The sequence below is a fragment of the Salimicrobium halophilum genome (genome assembly GCF_900100295.1).
GTDB classification, from domain to species: Bacteria; Bacillota; Bacilli; order Bacillales; family Halobacillaceae; genus Salimicrobium; species Salimicrobium halophilum.
The window spans coordinates 191,343-217,316 of record NZ_FNEV01000006.1; the positions used below are offsets into that span (position 1 = coordinate 191,343).

The window sequence follows — 25,974 nt, forward strand, 5'->3', positions numbered from 1 at the left end:
CCTTTATTATGCAAGATTCGTGCCAACATGAAAATCCCTGATATATCAGCATTCCCCTCCCAAAACCGCAAACAATCATTGCACTTGTGCACACACTATGAAAAATCATTTTGCACAAACATGAGAATTTCTATACGCTAATAATATAAGGAGGCGACGCCCGTGGAGACCTATGACATTCACAACATACCGAACGACATCTTCATCAAACTGCTTAATGAACTCGACGTGGGCATCCATGTCATTGATCGTAGCGGAAAAACGATCATCTATAACAAGAAAATGAGGGAAATCGAAGCCATGGCCGGAGAAGAAGTGATGGCGAAAGACCTGCTCGACGTGTTCAGTTTTGAAAAAAGCGGGAGCAGCACCCTGGTCGACGCGTTACGCGAAGGAAAAACGACCAAGCACTTGAAACAGACCTACTTCAACAACAAAGGGAGGGAAATCACCACGATCAATGACTCCTTTCCCATCCATAAAGACGGCGAAGTTATCGGCGCGATGGAAATAACGAAAGACGTGACCCGCTTCGAACAGGTCATCAAAGAAAACGTCCTGCAAAAACAACACACGACATTCACTTTTGAGAAAATCATCGGAGAAAGCGAACCGATCACCCGGGTCATCGAAGAAGCGAAACGCGCAACGAGAACGTCTTCTTCCGTATTGATCGTCGGCGAGACCGGAACCGGTAAAGAGTTGTTCGCTCAAAGTATCCATAACGGAAGCAGCCGTGCCGAGGGTCCTTTCGTCTCCCAGAACTGCGCCGCGATTCCCGATACATTGATGGAAAGTGTCCTGTTCGGAACGAAAAAAGGAGCTTTCACAGGAGCGGTGGACCGCCCCGGGTTATTCGAACAAGCGGACGGCGGCACCTTGCTCCTCGACGAAATAAATTCACTTGATTCCTCGTTGCAGGCGAAACTGCTCAGGGTCCTTCAGGAGAGACAGGTCCGCCGTGTCGGCGATACCAAGGATAAGAAAGTGGACGTGCGTATCATGGCGACGACGAACGAAGACCCGCTCGATGCCATAGCGGAAACACGCCTGCGCAAAGACTTGTACTATCGTCTCAGCGTCGTCACTCTCTTCATCCCTCCACTCAGGCACCGGATCGACGACCTTCCACTCTTGCTTCAGCATTTCTTTGATAAGTACAATACGCTGTTCCACATGAACGTAAAAGGTATTACGCCGGAAGCTTCCGCCATCCTCCGACAACACGAATGGGCAGGGAACGTACGCGAACTCGAGCATACGATCGAAGGAACGATGAACCTGATGGTGGACGAAGAAATCGTAACACCGGAACACCTGCCTATGCGTTTCCGGAAAAAGTACAGTTTTCCTGAGTCCCAGGCGTCCGACAACACCCTGGAGGAGACGGTGAACAATTTCGAGAAAAGATATATCGAACAGAAGTTGAAAGAAAACGACGGAAACATTTCCCGCACTGCAAAAAATCTTGGCATCAGCAGACAAAGCCTGCAATACCGATTGAAAAAACACCAGTTATCCTAAAAAAACCTGCATCCTACCTCTGATCAGAGATAGGATGCAGGTTTTGTCGTCACTTATCAGTTCGCGCCTCTAATTCTTCAGACACCTGAATCACGGGCTCGTCCCACGGATGATTCGGATAGATCCCTTCTTCGATGACCTGGCGCAGTAATGCCTCGTCTCTTTTGATAGAGAACTCGAGGCGCACGGATTCCACTTCTGTGGCTTCTCCCGCCTCGCCTTCTGTAGGAACGGCGCCGGAAGTCGGAACGAAATGCTCAATGCCGGGCTGAGATCTCCAGCATACATTTTCATAATTCCCGACCTGGAGCTGATCGACCGTCAATACTCCGTTCCTCACTTTTTCTACGTAGTCAGGTACTACGAACACTTTCACGCGATAGATTTCTTTCAACTTCATAATCAGACCCTCCTGCTAAGCTAATTCCCGTATTTAAGAGTACCACAAAATCCGGAGAAAAGGAGATTACATAAAGAAACCCCGCTACCGTCATATCATCGATCGGCATCGGGGTTAATCTTATCGCGTTATTTTCTGATGTTATATTTCCACGCTTCGTCTTTATTCATCATCTTGATCGCAGCCCAGATCAGAATGAACTGCAGAACGATAATCGGCAGTCCCATAAGTCCGCTAACTACGGAGAGCGGCGGGAGCCCACCGATCCGCATCAATACAAGAGCGACACCCGTAATAATCGCAGCGATGATGATGCGCAATGTTTTCGGAGGCTCGAATTTACTCATATCCCGCGTACTTGTATAAGCAGCAACGGTATATGTCGTAGAATCCAGCGTCGTCGTAAGGAAAATCAGAGCTACTATCATGAAAATGATGATAGCGAGCCAACCGAAAGGCAATGTTGATAAAATCTCAGGAATAGCAGCCATTCGTGCTTCATTCTCCACAAGATTCAAGATGCCCATGTCTTCTTTCAAATAGTGATATACTCCCAGACCACCAAGCACGCCTGTAGCTATCCAGGAAATGAGCGTCGGTGCAAGGAAATATGTCAGAATCATTTCTTTGATGGTACGTCCCCGGGAAATCTTTGCAGCGAATACACCATGCAACATTGCCCAGGTGGCACTGTAAGCAAACCAGAATACCGTATTACTCTGTACGTGAGACATGCCTCCTTCATAAACGGAGTCCGTATTCAGCGACATATTCACATAATTAGAAATCAGGAACGACACGCTATCCGAAAAATAGTTAAGAATGAATACGCCGGGTCCAGCAAGCAGAATGAACATCGCAAAGAATCCTGCGATATACATGTTCCACGTACTCAGTCTCTTGATTCCTTTCTCGATACCTGCATAGGCACTGAGGGAAAAGAGGAACACCCAAACGATGGTAACGATGATGGTCAGGGTGAAATTCACTTCCGTCCCCATCAGAAATGCCAGGTTATGCGTAACGATCGGTGCACCTAACCCGAGCGTGACAGCGGCACCCGAGAGAATACTTACGAGAAACAGCACATCCAGAAACTTCCCGCCTAAACCGTCCGTGAACTTATCTCCGAACAGCACGCGGCAGGCTTCTGAAATACGCATAAGCGGACGCTTCTTGACGTGCAGAATGTACCCCATCGCAGGGGCGATCAGCACGAAAATCGCGAATACCTGAAATCCCCATAGAAACATACTATAGGCATTCCCCCAAAGAACAGCTTCAGGGGAGCCTGCTTCCACACCAGCCGGTGGATCATTCGCAACTGATGTCCACTGAAGCATCCCGGTACGCATGATGGTAGAACCTACCCCCATCGCAATCAGAATGGAAGCGTACTCGAACATGGAAAATCTCGGCTTTTCTTTCGGATCCCCTAGTACGACCTTCCCGTATTTCGAGAATGATAAATATAATCCTGCTACTACTAAAATAATGCCATACCACAGATATCCCCACGTAAATGATTCTACTATAGAATTAAATATCGAGTTCAATACCTCTAAGGATTCTGATTCGTACATGGCAAATGGAATGCTGATCGCGATAATGATCAGCAACGCTGGAATAAAAATCTTGAAATCAATAAGATTCTTGTTCCCCATTTGAATCCTCCTATCTATGAATCTTCGTTAGTTTTGTCCGAACTACAGTTGTGTCCCCTTTTATTTACTCCGTTAAACATTTTTAGAAAAAATGGGATTATTATCTTTATTTTTCGATAATTCAGGGACAAAAAAATCCCCAGGTCTCCCTGGGGCTGACTCATGCTTTCCACACCTTTATTTCGTTACACTTCCATCCCATCCAAGCATACCGCCTTCAAGCGACTGCGCCTGGATATCATTCTCCGTAAGAATATCGGCTGCCTGGGCACTGCGCCCTCCTGATCTGCATACCGTAATGTATTCTTTGTCTTTGTCCAGTTCGTCGACTCTATTCCCGAGTTCGCCGAGAGGAATGTGGATCGCTCCAGGAATCATCCCTTCTTCCACTTCTTCCTGCATCCGCACGTCCAACATTTCCACATTCTTGTGATTATGTTTCTGTTTTGCTGCTTCTTTGCCGATTTCTACTGCCATTTCAAACTCCTCCTTCTTAAAAGATTCGTCTCCCTTCATGTACCTCGTGAGGTAATGTAAAAAACATGAAATCCTTCATTTCTCTACGATAATTTCATCGATCTTCTCTCCCAGGTGCCGACCTGGTTCATCCGGTAATACTAGGATTCTTTGACCGGGCTTCAGTTCAAGGATCGGACATTCCCCTTCCTTTTCTTCAACGACATAGACACTCGTCGATTTCTGGAACGTAGCAGAAATGACCCTTTCCCCGTCCGTACATTCCACACGGACAAAGGGACGCTTCTCCATCTTCACCCGGCCGAGCGCGATAGACCTTTCCCTCTCTTCATCTGTTACCATCACTTCATCTCCTGCGTTCAATTCATGCAGGTACTTCGTGCTGCCGTCCTGGTACATGTATTGATGAAAAGCACCTACATTGATCCGGAAGGGACGGGCAGGATACCCTTCTGAAGCCCGGTTCTCAGCAAGTACCTTAATATATCCATGCCCGGTGTTTCCTATGTACAACCCGTCCATCGGGCCCAGCACGTCTACGAAGTCGAGACACACCCTCATTCCTTCTCCGATTTCTTCGATATTCGTCACTTCCATGAATTCATTTTTGCTCATTATGTTTCCCCCTTGGTTGATTTTCCCATCGCCTTTCTTCTATACTATTACCATTACTATACACGAAAAGGAGATCCTTATGAGAGTAGCCATTTTCGATTTCGACCGCACCTTATTTCCTGAAGAAACCTTTCCGCTCATGATGAATCACCTGAAGACCCACCCGATGCACCATAAGAAATACAGCACCTTCATGAGAAAAATTTTACCGATGTATGTCGCTTACAAACTGAAACTGTTCCCTGAGAAAAAAATGAGGGAAGGCTCCATGCAAAGTTACATCTCCGCTTTCAACAAGTCTTCCCGGGAAGATGTGGAGAAATTCTTCGCTCAGCTTGCGAATACGATGAAAAAGAGACTGAATCAGGAAGTGCTTCATCGACTAGAATGGCATAAAGCCCGTGGGGACTACACCATCCTCGTCTCCGGTGCCTTCCAGCCGATGCTTGAAACCATCACCCGCGATCTGCCTTTCGACCTGGTCCTCGGAACCGAGGTCCCTTATGATAAGGATATCATCGATTCGAAAAAGCGTGTCCACCATGTCAACGGTGACAGGAAAATGCGGAAAGTGAAAGAGCACCTGGATCCTTCGGACGTCGATTGGACAAACAGCTACGCATATGGAGACAGTTACTCCGACCTCGATGTCCTGGAAGCGGTGGGAAATCCGGTAGCCGTTCAACCGGAACCACGCCTCGAACAAGTAGCGGAGAAACAAGCCTGGGAAATCATCACCCCTGTAAGAGCGTAAATATTTCCCCGGAAATAATCATATGTTGTCATAAAAAAACTCACGCCTCTTCCTTACAGAAGAAGCGTGAGTTTTCTTATTATCTGCTCGGATAGCCGAGAATCGTTTTGACTTCCAGGTATTCTTCGATCCCGTAGTCGCCCCATTCTCTTCCGATTCCTGACTGTTTGTACCCACCGAATGGTGCAGCAAAGTCCGCAGGTGTATCGTTCACTTTTACACGTCCGGCACGAATGCCTGAAGCTGCTTTCCTGAGATTCTCTTCGTCCTTCCCGTACACATAGCCGGCGAGCCCATAATCGGTGTCGTTGGAGATGGTGATCGCTTCATCCAGAGAATCATACGTGATGACACACATCACGGGGCCGAAGATTTCTTCCTGGGCAATAACCATACCATTGTCTACATCCGTGAATACCGTAGGCTTTGCATAATACCCTTTCTCCAGTCCTTCCGGTTTTCCGGGACCACCGACGAGCAGCGTAGCACCTTCTTCTTTTCCTTTTTCCATGTAGGATTGAACCGTATCCCACTGTTTCTCTGAGATGAGTGGTCCCATATGATTTCCTTCACGAGGATCTCCTACTTTGAATTCCGGCAGCACTTCTTTGATTGCCGCTTCGAATTCGTCTTTCATCGAAGAAGGAATCAAGGTACGGGTAGCTGCAGAACAAACCTGCCCGGTGTTATTCGTGATATGGGTCAGTGCTGCGCGCGCCGCATCTTTCACGTCCGCATCATCAAGCACGATGAGAGGGGATTTTCCGCCGAGTTCAAGCGCTACGTTCGTAATATTCTCCGCCGCATTCTTCATGATCTTCTCCCCGGTAGCTCCGGAGCCCGTGAAGGAAACGAAGTCGATATCTTCGTGTGAGCTGATCCCATCTCCGATCACTTCTCCCGTTCCATTCACCAGGTTGAAAGCACCCTTCGGAACACCGACCTTATCGAAGATTTCCGTAAGAATGAACGCGGCAAATGGTGTCTGTTCCGCAGGTTTCAAAATGACGGGACTACCTGCAGCGAATGCACTGGCAATCTTCGTCGATGTCTGATTCGTCGGGAAGTTCCACGGAGTGATCAGTCCACTTACACCCATCGTTTCTTTCACTCTCGTATGTCCTTCGAATTCTTCATGGAAAGAGAAATTCTTCAGCGATTCCGCTGCCTGGGAAAAGTGATTATACCCCATCATGAAGTGTACCTTCTCAGACACCTCAAGCGGCGAACCCAGCTCATCGGTGATCGTTTCGATGATATCGTCTTTCCGATTTTCGTACTCCTCCGCAATATCTTCAAGCATCTTCACTCTGTCTTCCTTCGACATCTGAGAAAAGTGAGGAAACGCATCGCGCGCCGCCTGTACAGCTTTATCCAGATCTTCTTTCGTTCCTAAGCTGATTTCTCCGATCTGTTCTTCCGTTGCCGGATTGATGACTGCTTCCGTTTCGGAGCCGGTGGATGCCACCCATTCTCCGTTGATGTAATGGTTCAGATAACGTTTCATGTAGAAAGTCTCCTTTATATTGAATTGAAAGTATTGGTTCAACCGTTAGAGGAGACTATATCCTTTATCTGGGAGACTCAAACATCGAACGGGAATGTAACACCTCACCCAACCACATAATTGTGAATGAATCGTGAACAATAAAACGCTTACTCCTAAAAAGAAAATAATTATTGTGAAGTATTTCACAAATACTATTGATTTACCGAGAAGAATATTAGACAATAAGTATGTGATAAGATTCACAAAGTTAGAACTTAGGAGGATTTTCCATGAAAAAAGAAAATGTAAATCGTGTTGTACTTATCGGCGCAGGAGCCGTAGGAAGCAGTTATGCATTCGCTATGCTAAACCAGGCTGTCGCTGAAGAATTCGTCATTATCGATTTGAATGAAGATAAAGCTACGGGCGACGCCATGGACTTGAATCATGGAAAGGTATTCGCTCCGAACCCTACCAGAACATGGGCCGGCACTTATCAGGACTGCAAAGATGCTGAAATCGTCTGTATCAGTGCAGGTGCCAATCAACAGCCGGGAGAAACCAGACTGGACCTTGTGAAAAAGAATCTGGCCATTTTTCAGAAGATCGTATCCGAAGTTATGGCAAGTGGCTTCAATGGAATCTTCATCGTAGCGACGAATCCTGTAGATATCCTTACGTATGCGACCTGGAAATTCAGCGGACTTCCCAAAGAACGGGTCATCGGGAGTGGAACGATCCTCGACTCCAGCCGCTTCCGCTATCTGCTCGGAGAGTATTTCGATGTGACGCCTTCTAATATCCACGCTAATATCATCGGAGAACATGGAGATACAGAATTACCTGTATGGAGTCACGCAACCGTCGGAGGAGTCCCTATCCTTGAACTGGTGGAACGTCATGAAGAATATAAAGTGGAAGACCTTGAGGAGATTTTCATAAATGTGCGGGATGCGGCGTATCACATCATCGAGAAAAAAGGCGCCACCTATTACGGAATCGCAATGGGGCTCACTCGTATGACGAAAGCGATCCTCAATAATGAAAACGTCATTCTGACCGTGAGTGCTTACCTGAACGGCGAGTATGGAACAGAAGATGTATATATGGGAGTTCCCGCAATTGTTAACCGGAAAGGTATCCGTGACATCGTAGAAGTAAGCCTCAATGAAAAGGAACAACAACTTTTCGACCACAGTGCTGCCGTGCTTAAAGACATCCTGACTGCCAACTTTGAAAACCTGCCGACATCTTAACGCACACTACCGGATCCTCATAAGCAATGGAAAGACACGCTGGTTCCCGCAAAGAAACCAGCGTGTCTGCTATGTTCGTCAGCTTAAATCGAACCACAATTCCCCGTTCACAGCCGTATCCATGACTCCATGCACTTCTTCCGTTTCCCCATCAATCTCGTAAATCACCTGGTGCTCCTGCGATTCACCCGTTTTCAATGTTTCTTCTCCTTCAGTCAGCACATATCCCGGGGACCGTCCCTGTTTCTCCGGATTCACTTCCATGATTGAAGGTCCATAATCCTCTATCCTCGCATCTCCGGTGTCAAACGCGTATGTCTTGAATTGTACCAATAACAGCTCTTTCCCCTCTGCAGGGTCCCAGGTCACTCCTTCTTCTTCCGCTATTCCCTCGGCTTCCTCTCCTCGCGTTACTTCTGTAACGCTCACCCCAATGTCGGCTTCGTCACTATTCGTGTAAATAATGATGTCACCGACTTGAGCAGGATTTCCACGACTTGCATACCCGTCCTTTTCCGTGACACTCTTCCCTTCAAGCAGTTCTGAAGTGATGGGCTCAGGGCTGTAATTGTCCCCCACCGAAGACTCTTTGTTCCGGACATCATATACTCCGTCCCCTTCTTCCGGGGTAGAACAACCGACAAGCAGAGCGAACAACGATCCAACCAGTAGATGCTTCAGCATCCAAGACCTCCTTATTATGTATTAATTTCATTATAATGGTAGTTACCGGCAATTAAAATACTCTGATGTATCTATGTTCGTACTATATCAAGAGTGGACAAACCGATTTCAAAAAAGCCACCATTCGACAGATGAATGATGGCTTGATGGTTTTAATTCTTTTTTCTTCCGTTCTCGCGCCGGATAAACGGTTCATATGTTTTCTTCTGCATCACTTCTCGTCCAAGAACGAAACGGCTTCTCCATCGTTTTCCACAGGATAATGATAGCTTTGCTGATACGTTTCATGCCCTTTTCCTGTAATCAGAACCCAGTCATTTTCGCCGGTACTGGCCAAAGCCTCTTCGATAGCCCTGGTACGATCCAAGATGACACGTCCGTTTCTGTTCCCGTACTTTTCCTGAAGATCGATCAGAATATCTTTCATCTCCTCCGATGTCACAGAGTTCAGATCATCGGATGTAAGAATGTACTGATCGCTCAGTTCAGAAGAGATTGATATCATTTCTTTCCGCTTGCTTCCATCCCTATCTCCCCTGAAACCGAAGAGGTGAATGAGCTTCCCGGCACACAGTTCTCTTGTTGTATTCAAACAATGAAACAGCGCATCAGGGGTGTGAGAATAATCGATAGCCACCGCTGTCCCGCTCTTCAATTCCATAACCGTGAATCTGCCTTCGACGCCCTCGAATCGTTCAATGGAAAAGACTGCGTCTTCTGCCTTCACCCCTATCTGTACAACGGTAGCATAAGCCATCGCTATGTTGTACATGTTGTGAAGTCCATACAGGGAAGGTCTCATCGAAAGAGTACCATCCCCATCTTTCAATAGCAGGCTATTCGGATTTGAGGTATACCTGTCTACTTTGACATCGTCCATGTCCTTCTCACCGATCGATATGACAGGTTGGCCCTGCCCGCGAAGTTGCTCGGCTAATAGCGCTCCCCAATGATTGTCCGTATTGATAATAGCTTTGCCACTCTTCTTCAGCATTCCGAACAGTTTCTTCTTTGCCTGAAAATAATTCTCCATGGATCCATGATAATCCAAATGATCATGAGAAAGATTAGTGAACAAGGCATAATCGAAGGCCACCCCTTCCACTCTATGCTGCGTCAGAGCATGGGAGGATACTTCGATAACTACGACATCATCGTTACTTCCATATAACCTTCTATTGATTTCCAACAAGGTCGGGGTCGTGTTCCCCGTTGTATACACTTCTCCATTGATAACGTTGTTGGTACTGCCGAAAAAAGCACAGGACCATCCGTTATCTTCCAGTATATTTCTTATAAGAGAACCCGTAGTCGTCTTCCCGTTTGTACCTGTCACGCCGATGAGTATCTTATCGGCAGTCGGGAAATGATAGTAATGATCACTGATCAGACTCAAGGCTTTCCTGCTGTTCTCCACTTGAAAATAAGGAACCTCCAAGCCTCTTTCCACCTCTTCACCGATTACAGCACAAGCACCATTTTCAATAGCCTCATCGATATAGTGATGCCCATTCTGCTTATGCCCTTTGATAGCAACGAACAGATATCCTTCTTCCACCTCTTGAGATTTATAAGAAATACCCCTGATGACCACTTCGGGATGTGGCATAGACCTTTCTGGATTCACGTCTTTCAAAACATGTGCTAATTCATGCAGTTTCATCCTTGTACTCCTTTAAAATCGTGGTCTTACCTTCCTCTATCTTGCGCGCTCACTCTTCCCCGACAAGGAGAGAAGAGACCCGTAAGCCCTACTTTCTTTAACTTCCCTCCGGAAGTCCATCCCTATTCCTGAGCTCACAAGGGAGACTCTTTTTATGTAACTTAACCTTGAACGTGGGATATCCGGTATTATCAACTTTTTGCGTACCTATTATATTATACGTCTGAAACATGCAAATTCTGTGCAGGTCGATCAAAGAAATTACGAAAAGTGGATGTATTTCCTGTAAAAAAGAAAAACACGCCCTCCTCCATGGATAAGCGTGTTCACCAGTACTTCTATCAACTTCAACCACCATTCACCTTTCAGAGTGCCATTCCTTTTCGTTCCTCCACCGGATATACGGACAAAATGTTGTCCCGCTTGAAGGACCTGACCTGCTTGCGCCAATAGCAATACCCGAGAATCGTTTCCTCACGCACAGCGACGACTCGCACGATCCTTTGAGTCATCCGCCCCTTTCCGTCCATGTACACCATTTCAAGATTCTGCTTCTCACCTGCGGCCCGTTCAAGTATTCCATTCATGTTCATCCCTCCCGATACATTATACGAACATTTGTTCTTATTATACCATGGATGAAGGGATTTCAAACATTAAAGTTTTTCACAAAAAAAGCCTGTCCGTTTGGAACAAGCTTTTAAACCGGTAGAATTCAAACCCCATTCTATAAATAGATGAAGCCCTTTCCATCTTCAATTCTAATATCTGTGTCGAAAGGTTCGGATAATTTCTGAAGCCTTTGCAGGACACGTTCATCCTCAGATAACTCCGGCCAGCCTTTACGATATCTCGGCTTATTAAAGCCCAAGTCTATGGGTTGCAGTTCAATCTTAGCAGGGTACCCACCCGTCCATTCCACCTTCGCCATCACTGATTCCCATACGAATGGATTCACACCAAGACCTTTCGTTCCACCAGCGCTCCGTTTGTCATACCCGTCGGCAGCAGAGGCTTTCTCATCAAGGTCATATTTCTCGTAGAAATCACGAGGCAAATGTCTGACCGAATCGTTTTGAAAGATAAAATTACCCAAGCTGTAAAATATCGGTCTTCCCCGGTAAATCTCAATACCGCGGATCACATGTGGCCCATGGCCGATTATGCAATGAGCACCGGCATCAATCATTCGTCTTGAAGCTTCCTTAAAAAAATCGGCGGGTGTGTTTTTATCTAATCCAGTCATCTCATGTGAATGGAAGCTCACAAGAACATAATCCGCCTGACGCTTCGCTTCTTCGACCTTATTTATAAGTCTATCCATGTCACCCTGATGAGGTTTCCTCTCTTTATATGCCTCATCAGCGATTTTGAACTTTCTTCCGGCGAATAAGAACTCGTCCTCTGAACCGCTGTTTGAGAACCCTTCAATCCGATTCAATTCCTCCGCTGCATCCAGGTTCGTCTGGCTGGATATAGACCTCAATGCCTCAAGCTCCTCTTTCGTGACATGGATGATTTCTTCGCACCGGAGAGGGTTCACACCCGGCCTCCCACCAATATGACCATTCCCATTCCCTGCAATCCAAAAATCATGAAAAGTGGAAGTGACCCCAATCAATGCGATCCTCCCATTCTCTGTTTCTATATAGCTGGCTTCAGCGGCAGACGCCAGTGTTTTTCCTGCACCGGCATGAATCATATCGCGGTCATCCAATTCCTTTTCGGTAGCTATCAATCCCCCATACAAATAGTCCATCGTATGGTTATTCGCCCAATTAAACAAATTGAACCCGTAGTACCGAAGATCATCCAGCACAGCAGGTTCTGCCATCGCCCAGGTGCCTCCACTGAAGGGAGAAGGGTATCCTTTGCCTTCATGCGCAGTTATCTCCAGATTGGTGAAGCGGGCATTACTGTCCGCCATCCACCCCTTTACTTTCTCGGCTCTTCCATCTCCACAAGGCAAACGGCGGGAGATGAAACTGTCGCCGGTCATTACCATCTTCATGTTCCTGCCTCCCTCTGTTCTAACCTTCATTTAAGTGGAAAGCCCTGTTTTTTGATAAAGTCCGTCAACTCGGCCCTTCTCTTCACGGCGAAATAAGAAGCCATCTGACTGCTCCAGCTGTCTATTCGTTGCCCATTTGTCCGTTTCCAATAATACTCGGCTGACGTTTTTTCATATGCCTCCAGATGCTGTTCGAGGTTATGAGTCTCGTAATGTTCTTCATGATAAATAGCTTCTCTGCCGATTCTCGGTTTTTGCCACGGATCCTGACCAGGATAGCCTATACACATCCCCATAACCGGCACCGTCCACTCGGGCAGTTTCAACAAACGGGCAACCTCAGCAGCCTGATTACGAATTCCGCCAATCATTACGCCCCCAAGCCCGTAAGACCTGGCAGCAAGCAGGAAATTCTCCGAAGCTAAAGCAGTATCCACCGCACCCACAAGCAGATTCTCCACCTCTTCCACTTCAAAAGCAGAGTCATGCCGTTCACTGACTAATGCGTGACGATAAAAATCCATTACAAAAACGAAGAATACCGGACACTGACCGATATAGCTCTGATTCCCGCATAATTCCTGGAGATTCTTCTTCGTATCCTGATCCCGAATGCAAATGATGCTGTACGCCTGAACGTTGTGTGAAGATGGTGCCCAGCGTGCGGATTCTACCAGGTCATCAATGATATACTGAGGGACCGGTTCACTTTTGAAACGTCTTATAGATCGGTGACTCTGGATTAATGTTCTGATTACTTCCCCGTCACTCATAATTGAACCTGGCCTTCTTCTGCCTCAGGCTTGACCAGTTCTCCACTCCCCTGTTCCCCTGTGATTTTCCCGTCCTGCATAATGATTTTCCCACGGACGATCGTCTCTGTCGGTACACCTTTCACAGCAAAACCGTCGAACGCCGTCACTTTGCTTTTGCTGTGCAGTTCTTCCCGTTTGATAACCATTTCCTGATCCATATCGACAATAGTGATATCAGCATCCGTCCCGACCTGCAACGATCCTTTTTGCGGATAAATACCAAACAGCCTGGCTGGTTCTTCCGCCATAAGTCTGACGAAATCTGATATAGAAATTCTATCCTCGTTGACTGCATTCAGCATTAGTGGCGCCATGGATTCGACTCCACACATGCCGGCCGGGATGGACCATAGATCTCCATCTTTCTCCTCTTCAGTGTGAGGGGCATGATCCGAACAGACGTGGGAGATGGTTCCATCCACCATTGCCTCCCATATCGCGTGCTGGTCCTTTTCATATTTGACCGGCGGATAAACTTTCATTTTTGGACCAATTTCCTGGTAATCCTCCTTTGATAAGAACAAGTAATGCGGACAAGTTTCAACCGTAACCGGATATCCATCGGCCTGCGCTTTCCGGACAGATTCCACTGCTTCTGCAGAGCTGACGTGCAGGACATGGAACCGTACTCCAGTCGCTTTCGCCATCTCTATTCCTGAATTGACTGTCAACAATTCTGCCAGGTTCGGCCGTCCAGCTATTAAATCTTCGTAGGTGCGTCCGCCTTCATTTTCGACACGAGTGGTGAGTTTTTGTATTAAATCATTATTTTCAGCGTGTACGGCAAACAATTTACCGGTTTTAGACACTTCCTCCATCATTTCGTAGACATCTCCGTCGTTGAATGGCGGAATCACGTTTTCCATTCCAGGCTTGTAGTTGTACATCAATTGATACGTTTCTTTATGGACGGCATAACCCCAGAAGAACTTGAATCCGATCACACCCTTTTCATTCAATGCGCCGATCTGATCCAGGTTCAAAGGACCAAGGCAGATTCCCCATAATCCGAAATCGACATATGCTTTCTGCTGAAGGTTTTGTTTTTGGAGTTCAAAATTCTCTGCATTGTTCACAGGAGGAGTCGTGTTTGGCATTTCAAACACCGAGGTTATTCCACCTGCTGCCGCCGCACGGGTGGAATGAGCGAAGTCTTCTTTGTAGGTTGGGCCGGGGTCCCGTGAGTGCACGTGAGTATCGATCAATCCGGGCATTACGTATTTACCCGCTGCATCAAGCACTGTCACTGCGTCTTCTTCGAGCTTCCCATCCGTAACCGCACCTACTTTTCCATCCTTCACGAAGATGTCTGCTCTTTTCACTTGTCCATGGTCCACTACGTTTCCGTTGATGATTTTCAGATCCCACTTCATCGAATTCCCTCCCACTTTTATATTTCGATCGAACCGATCAGGTCGTGGATGTCATCTATGCCGTGCTTCTCCATATACTCCTGCATTTCTGAAAGAATATCAGTCAAAGCCGTCGGCTGAATAAAACTCGCAGTCCCTACCTGAACTGCACTCGCTCCGGCGATGATCATCTCGATAGCATCCTTTCCATTCATGATACCTCCGCACCCGATAATAGGAAGCGAACTGACTTGTGACACCTGATAAATCATCCGTACGATAACCGGTTTAACCGCCGGTCCTGACAAACCACCCATTACATTACCTATACGAGGCTTCCTCGTTTCCACGTCGATAGACATTGCAAGTAGCGTATTTGCGACATTGAGACCATCAGCTCCACCCGCTTCTGCTGCGATTGCGATTTCCTGGATATCGGTAACATTCGGTGTCAGTTTGGCAATCAAAGGTCGATCCGTCACTTTCCTGGCTTTAGATATCAAAGCAAAAGTGTCTTCTGGATCCATGCCGAACGCCTGGCCATTCCCCTTCAGGTTAGGGCAGGAAATGTTCAATTCCAGGGCCGACACACTTTTGTGATTTCCGAGCACAGAAGCCATTTCTGCGAATTCTTCAACTGACTCAGCAGAAATGCTGGCAATCAGTGGGGAATCATAAGTTTCGAATTGGGGAATTGTATGCTCGAGGTAATAGTCCAAGCCCTTACTTTGAATACCGATGGAATTGATCATACCGGCATTCGTTTCACAGACTCTCGGCTTGGCATTTCCGGGCTGGGGATGCTTGGTGATGCTTTTCGGAACGATAGCGCCCAACTTGTTGAAATCAATGGCCTGCTCCATTTCGGCTCCGAAAGCTCCGGAAGCAGGCATGACTGGATTCTTAAGAGTAAGTCCACCTATCTTCACTTCTGTATTCTTATACTGAATCATTCGATCACCACCTTGTTAAGGGGAAAAACCGGTCCATCGATACAAACACGCACCGATTTGAGAGTATCGGCTTCCCTTATATCGCAAACACAAGCAAAACACGCTCCCATGGCACAGCCCATATGCTCTTCGAGCGCAATTTCTCCGGGGATCCCAAAGGTAGATGAGATACTCTGTGACAGTTTCGAAAGCCTCCTGGAACCGCAGGTGTAGATGCTGTCGATCGTATGTCTGGCCATAATATCCGTCTCAATGATGTCCCGTACGTTCCCGACGTCACTTGTTCCATCTTCTTCTGTCACCTTGTGAACTTCTGCTCCGAAGTCTTCGAGGTATTCAGCAGCCAGCAGATCTTCATTCGTCCTGGCTGACAGAACAGCTACACATCGACTCCCCTGGATGAACGCAGCCTGAGCTACTGCCGCCAATGTAGCGATTCCCACTCCGCGAGCAACCAGCAGAACTGTCTCCGATTGTTTATAGAGTTCAAAACCCTTGCCGAGAGGCCCGAGCACATCCAGAGTTTCCCCTTCCCTGATGCGGGTCATTTCGGTAGTTCCCTTTCCTTTCACTAAATACAAGAACTCAATCGTGTTTTCATGGATCTGATAGACGCTCAATGGTCGTCGTAAGAAAGGACTGTCAACATCCGCACATCGGACATGGAAGAACTGGCCTGGTTCCACGGCTTCATGCATCATAGAAGTATCTATAGCTATGTGCCAGTAACGTTCGCTTACCTGTCTATTGAAAAGCACCGGCGCTTCGTATTGTTTCATTTGCTGACTTTCACCTCTTTCGTAACGGCCAACTTCATGACGGCCTGCTCTAATACATCTGCTCCAGTGACAAAATCTTCAATAGGAGTGAACTCTTCAGGATTGTGACTGATGCCGTTGCGGGAGGGTACAAACAATAAGCCTGTCGGACAGATCTTCGCCATATTCATTGCATCATGGCCGGCTCCGCTAGGAATGTATAACGGGTCGATGTCCACACTTGCACAAGCACCTTTCAGCACTTCCTGGATTTCCGAATCCAATAGAATAGGCTCCTCATCGCTCAATACCTCCATCGATATGGTCATTCCTTTTTCTGATTCAAGAACGCTACTCTCGGATTCGATTGCAGCAATGACCCGCTGTTTCGATGCGATATCCAACCCCCGGATGTCGACTTTAAAGGCTACTTCTCCAGGGACTACGTTCATCGCTCCCGACGATACATCCAACACCCCTACAGTAGCGACCGTTTTGTGCGAGCTTTCCTGTTTCGCCGCTTCCTCGATTTTCAAAACCAGACGAGAAGCTGCGGACAACGCATCCTTCCGTATATCCATGGACGTCGTACCGGAATGAGCGGATCTCCCCTGCACTATTACCTCTAGTCTTGTGGGAGCCGCAACACCAGTCGCTATCGCAACCTTTTTACCAGTCCGTTCGAGTTCTTGCCCCTGCTCTATATGCAACTCCAGAAATGCTTGCATCGCTCCTTCTTCGCGTTTCGCTTCAGCTATATCCGCACCAGGGAAGCCTGCCCTTTCCATGGCTTGCTTAAGGCTGATGCCCTCTTTATCTTTAGCCTTTTCCGTAGAATCTTCAGACAGCAACCCCGCCATCGCTTTGCTTCCGATGGTGGACATACCGAACCTGGAAGATTCTTCAGCGACGAAAGCGATAAGTTCAATCGGATGATCCGTCATCACTTGCTTTTCGTTCAAACGTCGGACGACTTCGAGCCCGACAACCACACCGCCAGTACCATCATATTTTCCGCCTGTATATACCGTGTCCAAATGGGAACCGATGGCTACCGGTGACGCTTCTTTGATCCGTCCTTCTTTCCGCGCTATAACGTTGCCGACTTCATCCACTCTTACCTGCATACCTGCTTTGGCACAAAGTTCCGCAAACATATCGTGGACTTGTCTTTCTTCCATTGTATAGGCCAACCGCTGCATTCCTTCCGGTCTCTCCCCTATAGAATTGAACGTATCAAGCGTTTCCTGAATCCTTTCCTTCGAATTCATGCACCTCATCCTTTTTCGTTTTTTATGCATCTTTCTTTCATTCTCCCAAAGAAAAAGGTGAATTTCTTTATCCGAAAGGACATAAAGCAGGAGCTTATTTCATCTAAATCGATAATCATTTTTAGAAAAATTATGAATTTTCAATCCTATATGAAGGTTCAGTTTGTCTTCCGTGTTTTTTACATCGAGGTTCGTTATCGTTTTGATTCTTTGAAGGCGATACTTCATGGTGTTGATATGGACATACAATTCATTTGCCGTTTTCGACAGCGATTCATTGTTTTGAAAATACGTTGTCAACGAATGGACCAGTTCCAAATCATGCGTTTTATCATATTCGATGAGACTACCTATCGATTCATTGTAAAATTTCTTTATTTCGTTGATGTTGTCGATTTCTGCAAGCAGTCGATAAAAACCGAGTTCTTCATAGTAGATGATATGCCTGCTCTGATACAGGTTACGTCCGAGTATCACAGCCTGCTGAGCCTGTTCATATCCATCCCGTATTTCACCGATATCTTTCGTCGCCCTGCTGACACCTATATAAACATCCCCAGCCGCTGCAGATTGCATCTCACTCAAGATGGACTGCAAGTCAGCATCAATTCTTTCAGGCTTTTTTCCTGCTGAAGGGTAAAGAAGGTAAAGGCCATTTTGTACAGCACCAATTATGATGTCTTCATCAATATGAGCACATATCAGTTCAAGCCTATTCACAATATCAGAAATGAAAGTGATTCCTTTCTCTCTATTTGTGAACTCTACCGTTGTAAAGATATAGCGCTTCTCAACGTCGAATCCATACATTTTCCCTTTTTCCAACATGGCTGCCTCGTATTGGATTTTAGAAAACAACAAGTCTTTGAAGAAATGACTCTTATACTGTTGCTCAAGTTCGTAGGCTGCTTTTTTTCTCATGAATTCTAACGAGAGTATCGTATTCGCCCGCTCTAAAATCGCAAGGTCCACTTCCAGGAAATCCGCGGCTATGCCTATACTGGTAATTGCACCCAGCATTTGCCCTTCGATGATGACAGGAGCAATCAGGCACTCTTGATATTCATTCGTATCCTCGTTCCACCTGGTCATTCTTACTGGCCGCTGGATCAACTCTAGTTCCTTTTTCTGGTTACCATTAAGAGGGGCAAGCCCATCCTGGTCAAAGGGTATGTTCAGGTAAGGAACGAAACTTTCTATTCTTATTTCGTGCTTCATCAAGTGCGCAAGCGTTTCCGTCAGTTGTCTTATGCCACCTTTAGAGTTCTTGATTTCATCGAGGAGACGGTATGCCAACTCCAGATCTTCCTGAATGACTACTCTCTCATCAAAAATGACATTCATCACAGGGGAAAGGATATCTAAATAACTGATATGTTCCGGTATTGCGAGGATGGGAAATCCATATTTATTTGCTTCATCCAAGATGACGTCCGGTATTTCTTCAATAAACCTGTGAGGTTTTATTGCAAGTGCCGAAGTGCCTTTGTCATGTAATTCCCTGACCAGGTTGTCCACTGCTTCTTTGTCATCTTTGATAGGATAAAGACTGGTCAACAGCAATTCCTTCCCTTTTAGCCATCGAACAATATCCGGTACTTCCATAATCGTCACATAGTCCAGTGGACGATCGAGTCCCTCTCCACCTGCTACGACTTCACAATGCTTCAATCCTCCAATTTTCAGTGCCTGTTTTAGAGTAATCGCCATTTACGTCCCACCTAATCTTGAAGTAAATCCACCAGGAACAGGGAACTTTGAGGTACATATGTGATTATTAAAAGTGCAATCACATTTACTACAAAGAATCGCATTAAACCTGGAAGCATTTCGACCATATTCAATTTGGTAATCGTCTGTGTGACGAATATGTTGATTCCGAATGGAGGTGTGTACATACCGACTGCCAGGTTAGCGATCATAATCACTCCAAGGTGTACAGGGTCGACCCCCATAGATAAAGCAGAGGGATAAATCAGTGGTGCTAAGATCGTAATTGCTGCCACTCCCTCCATAAACATTCCCAACACAAGTAGCACAACGTTGATCAACAGAAGGAAAATAATGACTGAATCGATATTTTCAGCAATGTATCCGGCAATCTGCTGCGGGACACCTCCGCGTGTCAAAATCCAACCGAGAACTTGCGCTGCAGCTACGAGCACCAGCACTTGAGCTGTAGTGATGGCCGAATCGACAAGCGTACGGTAAAAGCTTTTCCAGTCCATTTCCTTGTAAATGAAGACACTTACGAATAAAGCGTAAACAGCTGACACCCCTGCAGCCTCTGTAGGAGTGAAAATGCCGGAATAAATACCTCCCAGAATGATGACCGGTATCAACAGAGCCCAGAAAGCCTTACCAGTTGCAGTGAATACCTCTTTAAGAGAAGCCCGCTTATCTCTTGGAAGATTGTTCTTTTTGGCGTAGAAATAAATATAAGCTATCGAAGAAAAGCCATAAATGATACCTGCGCCGATCCCTGCGATAAATAGGCTACCCACTGAAACGCCTGTCACCGATCCGAATATGATCAGGGTAATACTCGGAGGGATGATTAACGATACAGCTCCGGAAGATGCCAGTAACCCGGAAGCAAACGATTTATCATATTTTTTACGCAGCAATTCGGGATACATGATTTTCCCTATAGCAATGACTGTGGCCGGGCTCGAACCGGATAAAGCTCCGAAGAACATACTGGAAACTTGAGTAGTCATCGCTACCCCACCCGTAATATGACCGACCATGGCACGGGACCACCGGAGAATACGTTTGGACAAACCACCGACGTCCATGATATTGGCCGCCAGGATGAAAAAAGGAAGAGCCATCAAAGCGAACTGATCCAGACCACCGAATAACCGCTGAATTAAAATCATCGGCTGGATATCACTCATGAAAACAACCGATAGAAACGAAGATAATCCTAAAGCAACGAAAATCGGGGTGCTTGAAAATAGAAAAATGATAATCAGAATCAAAAGTAAACTAACCATTATCGATAACCCCTATTCTTGTAAAATGTCTTCCGGCGTTTCTTCTATGTGCGGCTTATTTCTTAATATGTTTACAATTCTTATACTCAAATGCAGTAAAGACAATGCCGCTCCTACAGGAATAGCCAAATAAATATAATAGAGAGGGATTTGCAAAGACGGAGTGATTTGTCCAGTCTGTCTCGTGAACGAAACCAACTGGATGCTATACCAAACCAGAAGAACCATAAATATTACAGAAGCTAATGCAATAAACAGTTCCAAACCTTTTTTCGCTTTCCCTTTCAATAGATCCAGCACAAAATCGACTCCTACATGTAACCCCTTCCGGAAACAAACACCAGCTCCTATGAACGTGATCCAGATCATCACATAACGTATGAATTCTTCCGCCCAGGTCGTGTTCGCTGAAAACACGTAACGGAGAATGATATTCACGAACAATAGAGCCGTCACTGCTAATAACCCGAGAGCAATCGTACTTTCTTCTATTTTCTTCAATATTTTCATATGTACCACGCCCTTTCCTTTTCAGCCATGACAAGATTGGTTTAAGGGACCACCTTAAAGGTTGGTCCCTCACCAGATAACTCTATTATTGATTGTTCACTTCCTCGACTTTGTCATAGATCTTCTGCAACAACTCCTGCTGTTCAGGTGTATTGTAATGCTCTTCGTGAATTGGAAGGGATGCTTCCTTGAAGGCACTTATTTCTTCATCAGTCAGTTCATAATAATTGACACCTGAATCAATGATATTTTGACGGTATTCGTCTTCTGTCTCAGCAAGCGTTTCTCTCGCTGTGGTCCGACCAGCTTCCTCGGCAGCAACAATAGTTTCCTGCACGGAAGAAGGAAGTTCATTGAACCAGGATTGATTTGTCAGAAGCACATAAGACATCAATCCATGATGACTTTCAACAATTGTATCCTGGACCTCGTGGTAGTTATTAAGGAAAATCGTCTGTAATGGATTCTCTTGTCCGTCTACCACACCTTGCTGCAGAGAGTTATAAAGCTCTGCATAAGGGACAGGAATAGGATTCCCTCCCCATTCTTCATACTGAGCAAGTAAGATCGGAGATTCCATCGTTCTCATCGCTACACCTTCAAAATCCGTTGGCTGGTGAATTTCTGTTCCATTTGTGGTGAACAGTTTATACCCTCCAGGCCAGAAACCAAGCCCTTCAAATCCACCCTGTTTAAGCGTTCCGAGTAATTCATCCCCTACCTCGCTATCAAGCACTTGGTACATCTTTTCTGTTTCAGTCGGGAAGAGATAAGGCAGGTCCACCGCTTTGATATCGTCGACAAAAGGAGAAACAACAGCTGTAGGCTGCATGGTGATATCAATTTCCCCAAGTTGCGTTCCTTCGACTTGTTCTCGGAGACTTCCCAGTTGCAATGCTGGATAGAGTTCCACTGTAACTTGACCATCTGTCTCTTCTTCAACCACTTCTTTGAATTTCAACGCTCCCTCGTGTTCGGGGCTATCTACTGGTTGGTTGTGACTGAAAGTGATAGTTATTGGATCATAGCTTCCTTCTTCTCCTTCACTCGATCCCTGTGCCTCGCCGGAACCTGTGTCACCCCCACCACAAGCTGCCAAAACCAGAAGTAACAGTACAGAAAAAACAGACATCGTTAACTTGTTCTTCAACACTTCGCATTCTCCCCTTCTGAATAATTGTTTGAATTTAATTCTTGTTTTCTATTTTATCGAAAAATTCAGACGTTTTCTTTGTCTGTTTGGACCAAAAGTACCTAAGTAATTTCATTAAAAATGATGATGTTTTTTGAATGTTTTACATTTTTTCCTTGTTAAATAAGCTTACATATTAAGATATATAATATCACAACTCTGTCATATCAACATTTATAATGCACTAAATATAAAAAGAAAGTGTCGGATTGTGACAAAAATGATGTGTGCTTTCAAAAAACAAACAAAAATCTTATTGTCTTAATTGACAATGAATTTTCACCAAATTCAAAAATATAACTTTGCAGCCCGGCTTCTTTTTGAGTTATACTCTTATCCACATAGTAAGACGAAATATTTCCCTAACCCTATTAAGAAAGAGGAATGATGAAAATGGCACAATTAACCAATGTACAGGCTTTCAAGGAGTTATTTAGTTTAATTGATTACTATTCGGAAAATCGTGACCAGCCAGCTGATCCTGATTTCGATTTTTTCGAACATGTTAAAAATTACTGCGATCAATTAGATTTGGATTACGAGGAATTCAAACAGGTATTCGGCTTACAGCAGTTTTGATCCTTATGTACCTAAGAATGCCCGTGCGGGAAACTTATCCCGCACGGGCATCTTTTTTCTTAACACTTAATGGTCAACGTCTCAGGTCTCGAACAACGCGTTCCGCTGCCTGAAGTGCTCCTTCGAGATGTCCACCGAACTGTGGGTCCGCTTCGGTTCCGGCAAAATATACTTTCTTCTCCCATGTACCCAAATCACCAGGAGGCCCGTACACCGGAAAATCCTGGAGCGGAACGGAATCTGCTGCGACGGCTGTCTCCGCATCCTCAGTCCAATCTTTATAAAGAATAGTTTCCATCTCCCGCGCACGGCTTCCGAATAACCGGACAAGCTGATTCTCCACTAGTTTCAAAACTTCGTCTTCCCCAAGCTCCCGACGAGATTCCGCTGGCATTCCGAAAAATCCGAACAGAGCTCCGGAACCTTTTTCCGGAGAAGCATCGTGAATTTCCTGCAGCGGACCTGCCCAGCTCATCGCGAACCCGGACAATCCTTCTTCTCTCCAGAAGGGGCGGTCATAGACAGCGATCGCTTTCGCCTGACCGGCCATCCATGTCGGTTTACTCTCTAAACCGGTGACCAAAGAGGAAGGGAGATCAGGAGAAAATTCAATCGTGGCAGCCAGTCGCGGTGGCAGAGCCAGAATGACCGAACTCGCTGCTATCGAGTCTTTCTCTCCGTTATCTTTTTCCGCTTCCACCGTGATTTTCTCATCCACTTCCATCCGAATCCTTGTTACACGCTTGCCGAACTCGACCATTTCATCCGGGAGGGTAGTTGCTACAGCATCCACCAGTGCCTGTACTCCTCCTGTGAATCGCATCGACTCCATTCCTGCGTCTGCCGGAAGCATATTATGTGCCGGAGCTTCCTCCCTGGATCTTTCCACCAGCATAGCCCCCTGGTTATACTGGACGAAAGTGTCCAACTTCATCTCTTCCGCCACCTCAGCAATCTTCCGTTCATATGCCGGCCAGAACCATGTAGGTCCGAGATCGAACTTTCCTAAGTCAGGCCTGTTCTCTACCCTCTCCGTCATCACCCTTCCTCCGATTCTGTCTCTCGCCTCCAGCACCCTACATTCTATCCCTTCAGCAGCCAGCAAAGATGCCGCCCGCAGACCGCTCAATCCAGCTCCTATTATAACTACCGGGTTGTCCATCGTCCCGCCTCCTCTAACACGTTCGTTTCCATCCACTGTAAACAAATTCCGCGCGAAAAGAAAGAGAACGCTCTCTGCACGAGAAGCATCCTCGGTTACTCTTCCTTCAAAGCTTCTATCATTCCTCTTGCAGATGAATAGGGCAACGGATCTTTATTTTCCAATATGGATTCCAACGTCGTCCTCACCCGCTCGTTCCTGAATTCGACATTGTCCAAGGAATCTGGCAAGCATCCATGTATCAAAAATACGCATAAACGAGCCGCATCCTGTAAATCTCTCCCGACCGTAAATCTCTCACTGATTCTCTTCGCCAATGTAAAGTCGATTACTTTCACGGTAGCTGGGTCCTCGCCCTTGATCATGATGTTTTTCGGACGGACGTCGTAATGAATGTAGCCACTTTCATGAATAGCGGCCAGGGCTTCCAGGACGTGAATAGTAACCTGAACGCTCCATTCCTCCTCCCTCTTCTCGGCTTCGCGGTGGAAATCCCCTTTGCCGACAGGATGCCCCTCCACGTATTCCATCACAATAAAGGACGATCCGTCGTAAGCAAAGGAATCATACAACTCAGGCAAAAAGGGCGAGGAGCCGTAACTTTTCATGACCATGGCTTCGTGTCTGGCATCTTTCTCCCGTTTCACAGCTTCTTTAATGGCGACCCACCTGTCATGAACCGGGTCATAAGCTTTGAACACTCTTCCATGAGAACCTCTTCCTATCTGCTTCACATGTTCGTACGGTTTCCAATCTTTCATGGACCGGATCCTCTCCTCCCCTGCTCCTCTGCAATGATCTGATCGATGATGTCCACAAATTCCTGCACACGCCTCTTGGTAGAATGACGTTCACGGACCATGTTCATGCCGTTTCTGGCTATCTCTTCCCGCTCTTTTTCGTGCGTCACATAGTACTCCGCTTTCTCTTCAAAATCTTCTTCATTGATCGGGACATAATGGACGCCAGGGATGAACCCCAAGTCCGTCAGTTCATCCGACGGTGGTGCCAGTAAAAGTGTATTACAGGCCAGTACCTCGAAATTTTTCTTCAAAGGATAGTTGTATTTGGAATTACCGGTCAGAAACACCTTGGCCTTGTTGATCTCTTTGGCATAAGCTTCTCTGACAAAAGCCCCTTTTTCCCCGTCTTCAATATTTCTGTAGCCCGGATGCTGATGATGGACGAATCCGGGTTTGTCTTTCATTCGTTCCACGATTGTATTCCTTAACGGGTACGTACGTCTCGACATCGCCCCCATGACCAGATAATCGTACTCTTTCGGAAGCCCATAATCTTTGAACACGCCTGAGTTCACGTGGTGAGGCAGCCAATACATGTGATCACGGAAATTTTTATACCAATGCTGAAAGGCATCCCGATACACGGTGAAAATATGCTTCACCTTTTCTTCCCGGAGCATTTCTTTCCGCTTGCTGATCCGGTGATGCAAGTCATGCAACTGAACGGCATAGGGAATTCCTGAAGATTTTAACCCTGTGACGATAGGAGAGTACTTTTCCCCGAACTCATGGTGATAAATAAAATCCGGGGGTTTTTCCAACCGGGCCAAGATAGTATGAATCTCCCCTGACTCATGCCACACCGTGAGATCCGTCAGTTTTTCAAGCTCTGATAGAAAATAATGCGTCGCCGTATCCAAATGGTTGCGGAAATCTCCCGCGAACACCAACAGCTTCACTTTTCTGTTCATCCATACATCGCCCCTTCTTCTTCCAGTGTATGACCAGCTATCCATTACGTAGCTTTCACCCGCCCATACGATGACAATAGTAAGGCAGGAAGCCAAACGAGCTTTTCCCTGGCGGCATACAATACCTGACAC

Annotated in this window: 25 protein-coding genes; 4 read left to right on the plus strand and 21 right to left on the minus strand. The window is 46.2% G+C overall.

The window, feature by feature from the left end; translation table 11 throughout:
• Nucleotides 1-162: 162 nt before the first annotated feature.
• Nucleotides 163-1,524: a sigma-54 interaction domain-containing protein gene (locus BLQ44_RS11020; protein ID WP_245688154.1), complete on the plus strand. Its 1,362-nt coding sequence runs from the start codon at nt 163-165 to the stop codon at nt 1,522-1,524.
• A 49-nt stretch (nt 1,525-1,573) separates the two neighbouring features.
• Here the strand turns inward: BLQ44_RS11020 and BLQ44_RS11025 are convergent, their stop codons facing one another.
• The 4 genes from BLQ44_RS11025 to BLQ44_RS11040 form a co-directional block, all read right to left on the minus strand.
• Nucleotides 1,574-1,924 (minus strand): hypothetical protein, encoded by a 351-nt coding sequence (locus BLQ44_RS11025; protein WP_093193953.1) that lies wholly within the window; start codon nt 1,922-1,924, stop codon nt 1,574-1,576.
• 128 nt (nt 1,925-2,052) lie between these two features.
• Nucleotides 2,053-3,588: a BCCT family transporter gene (locus BLQ44_RS11030; RefSeq protein WP_093193954.1), complete on the minus strand. Its 1,536-nt coding sequence runs from the start codon at nt 3,586-3,588 to the stop codon at nt 2,053-2,055.
• Between the two features lie 177 nt (nt 3,589-3,765).
• Nucleotides 3,766-4,065, minus strand: a complete 300-nt coding sequence (locus tag BLQ44_RS11035) for a rhodanese-like domain-containing protein (RefSeq protein ID WP_093193955.1) — start codon at nt 4,063-4,065, stop codon at nt 3,766-3,768.
• Nucleotides 4,066-4,140: 75 nt separating this feature from the next.
• A complete protein-coding gene (locus BLQ44_RS11040) occupies nt 4,141-4,680 on the minus strand; it encodes a 3-dehydroquinate synthase II (RefSeq protein WP_093193956.1) in 540 nt (179 codons plus the stop codon).
• Nucleotides 4,681-4,759: 79 nt separating this feature from the next.
• Between BLQ44_RS11040 and BLQ44_RS11045 the strand changes: the two genes are divergently transcribed.
• Complete coding sequence (locus BLQ44_RS11045; RefSeq protein ID WP_093193957.1) at nt 4,760-5,434, plus strand: HAD family hydrolase; 675 nt, start codon at nt 4,760-4,762, stop codon at nt 5,432-5,434.
• 79 nt (nt 5,435-5,513) lie between these two features.
• Here BLQ44_RS11045 and BLQ44_RS11050 read toward each other — a convergent pair whose 3' ends face one another.
• Complete coding sequence (locus BLQ44_RS11050) at nt 5,514-6,941, minus strand: aldehyde dehydrogenase family protein (protein ID WP_093193958.1); 1,428 nt, start codon at nt 6,939-6,941, stop codon at nt 5,514-5,516.
• A 272-nt stretch (nt 6,942-7,213) separates the two neighbouring features.
• Here BLQ44_RS11050 and BLQ44_RS11055 point away from each other — a divergent pair, with 272 nt between their 5' ends.
• Nucleotides 7,214-8,179, plus strand: a complete 966-nt coding sequence (locus BLQ44_RS11055) for an L-lactate dehydrogenase (protein ID WP_093193959.1) — start codon at nt 7,214-7,216, stop codon at nt 8,177-8,179.
• Nucleotides 8,180-8,257: 78 nt separating this feature from the next.
• Here BLQ44_RS11055 and BLQ44_RS11060 read toward each other — a convergent pair whose 3' ends face one another.
• From BLQ44_RS11060 to BLQ44_RS11125, 13 genes are all read right to left on the minus strand, one after another.
• Entirely contained in the window at nt 8,258-8,863 is a 606-nt protein-coding gene (locus tag BLQ44_RS11060; RefSeq protein ID WP_093193960.1) for a hypothetical protein, read from the minus strand.
• Nucleotides 8,864-9,074: 211 nt separating this feature from the next.
• Entirely contained in the window at nt 9,075-10,526 is a 1,452-nt protein-coding gene (locus tag BLQ44_RS11065) for a UDP-N-acetylmuramoyl-L-alanyl-D-glutamate--2,6-diaminopimelate ligase (RefSeq protein WP_093193961.1), read from the minus strand.
• Nucleotides 10,527-10,891: 365 nt separating this feature from the next.
• Complete coding sequence (locus tag BLQ44_RS11075) at nt 10,892-11,113, minus strand: hypothetical protein (RefSeq protein WP_093193963.1); 222 nt, start codon at nt 11,111-11,113, stop codon at nt 10,892-10,894.
• A gap of 140 nt (nt 11,114-11,253) precedes the next feature.
• On the minus strand, nt 11,254-12,537 hold the full coding sequence (locus tag BLQ44_RS11080) for a CapA family protein (protein ID WP_176757506.1): 1,284 nt from the start codon (nt 12,535-12,537) through the stop codon (nt 11,254-11,256).
• A gap of 26 nt (nt 12,538-12,563) precedes the next feature.
• Nucleotides 12,564-13,310, minus strand: coding sequence for an oxygen-insensitive NADPH nitroreductase (gene nfsA, locus BLQ44_RS11085; protein WP_093193965.1), 747 nt, complete (start codon nt 13,308-13,310; stop codon nt 12,564-12,566).
• Nucleotides 13,307-14,725 (minus strand): allantoinase AllB, encoded by a 1,419-nt coding sequence (gene allB / locus BLQ44_RS11090; RefSeq protein ID WP_093193966.1) that lies wholly within the window; start codon nt 14,723-14,725, stop codon nt 13,307-13,309. The genes nfsA and allB overlap by 4 nt, the downstream gene beginning before the upstream one ends.
• 17 nt (nt 14,726-14,742) lie before the next feature.
• A complete protein-coding gene (locus tag BLQ44_RS11095) occupies nt 14,743-15,657 on the minus strand; it encodes a dihydroorotate dehydrogenase (protein ID WP_093193967.1) in 915 nt (304 codons plus the stop codon).
• Nucleotides 15,654-16,436 (minus strand): dihydroorotate dehydrogenase electron transfer subunit, encoded by a 783-nt coding sequence (locus tag BLQ44_RS11100; RefSeq protein WP_093193968.1) that lies wholly within the window; start codon nt 16,434-16,436, stop codon nt 15,654-15,656. Before BLQ44_RS11100 ends, BLQ44_RS11095 begins: the two co-directional genes overlap by 4 nt.
• The gene (locus BLQ44_RS11105; RefSeq protein ID WP_093193969.1) at nt 16,433-17,686 is read right to left on the minus strand and encodes a Zn-dependent hydrolase; all 1,254 of its coding nucleotides are present in this window, start codon (nt 17,684-17,686) and stop codon (nt 16,433-16,435) included. The genes BLQ44_RS11100 and BLQ44_RS11105 overlap by 4 nt, the downstream gene beginning before the upstream one ends.
• A gap of 99 nt (nt 17,687-17,785) precedes the next feature.
• The gene (locus BLQ44_RS11110) at nt 17,786-19,396 is read right to left on the minus strand and encodes a PucR family transcriptional regulator (protein ID WP_093193970.1); all 1,611 of its coding nucleotides are present in this window, start codon (nt 19,394-19,396) and stop codon (nt 17,786-17,788) included.
• Between the two features lie 11 nt (nt 19,397-19,407).
• Complete coding sequence (locus BLQ44_RS11115; protein WP_093193971.1) at nt 19,408-20,685, minus strand: TRAP transporter large permease; 1,278 nt, start codon at nt 20,683-20,685, stop codon at nt 19,408-19,410.
• Between the two features lie 12 nt (nt 20,686-20,697).
• Nucleotides 20,698-21,195, minus strand: coding sequence for a TRAP transporter small permease (locus BLQ44_RS11120; protein ID WP_093193972.1), 498 nt, complete (start codon nt 21,193-21,195; stop codon nt 20,698-20,700).
• A gap of 85 nt (nt 21,196-21,280) precedes the next feature.
• On the minus strand, nt 21,281-22,345 hold the full coding sequence (locus BLQ44_RS11125) for a TRAP transporter substrate-binding protein (protein ID WP_245688155.1): 1,065 nt from the start codon (nt 22,343-22,345) through the stop codon (nt 21,281-21,283).
• Between the two features lie 435 nt (nt 22,346-22,780).
• On the opposite strand from BLQ44_RS11125, the gene BLQ44_RS11130 reads away from it, so the two are divergent.
• Entirely contained in the window at nt 22,781-22,966 is a 186-nt protein-coding gene (locus BLQ44_RS11130; protein WP_093193973.1) for a hypothetical protein, read from the plus strand.
• 73 nt (nt 22,967-23,039) lie between these two features.
• Here the strand turns inward: BLQ44_RS11130 and BLQ44_RS11135 are convergent, their stop codons facing one another.
• The 3 genes from BLQ44_RS11135 to BLQ44_RS11145 form a co-directional block, all read right to left on the minus strand.
• Complete coding sequence (locus BLQ44_RS11135; RefSeq protein ID WP_093193974.1) at nt 23,040-24,128, minus strand: flavin monoamine oxidase family protein; 1,089 nt, start codon at nt 24,126-24,128, stop codon at nt 23,040-23,042.
• Between the two features lie 95 nt (nt 24,129-24,223).
• Nucleotides 24,224-24,889: a serine/threonine protein kinase gene (locus BLQ44_RS11140; RefSeq protein ID WP_093193975.1), complete on the minus strand. Its 666-nt coding sequence runs from the start codon at nt 24,887-24,889 to the stop codon at nt 24,224-24,226.
• Nucleotides 24,886-25,842: a glycosyltransferase gene (locus tag BLQ44_RS11145; protein ID WP_093193976.1), complete on the minus strand. Its 957-nt coding sequence runs from the start codon at nt 25,840-25,842 to the stop codon at nt 24,886-24,888. The genes BLQ44_RS11140 and BLQ44_RS11145 overlap by 4 nt, the downstream gene beginning before the upstream one ends.
• Nucleotides 25,843-25,974 lie beyond the last annotated feature (132 nt).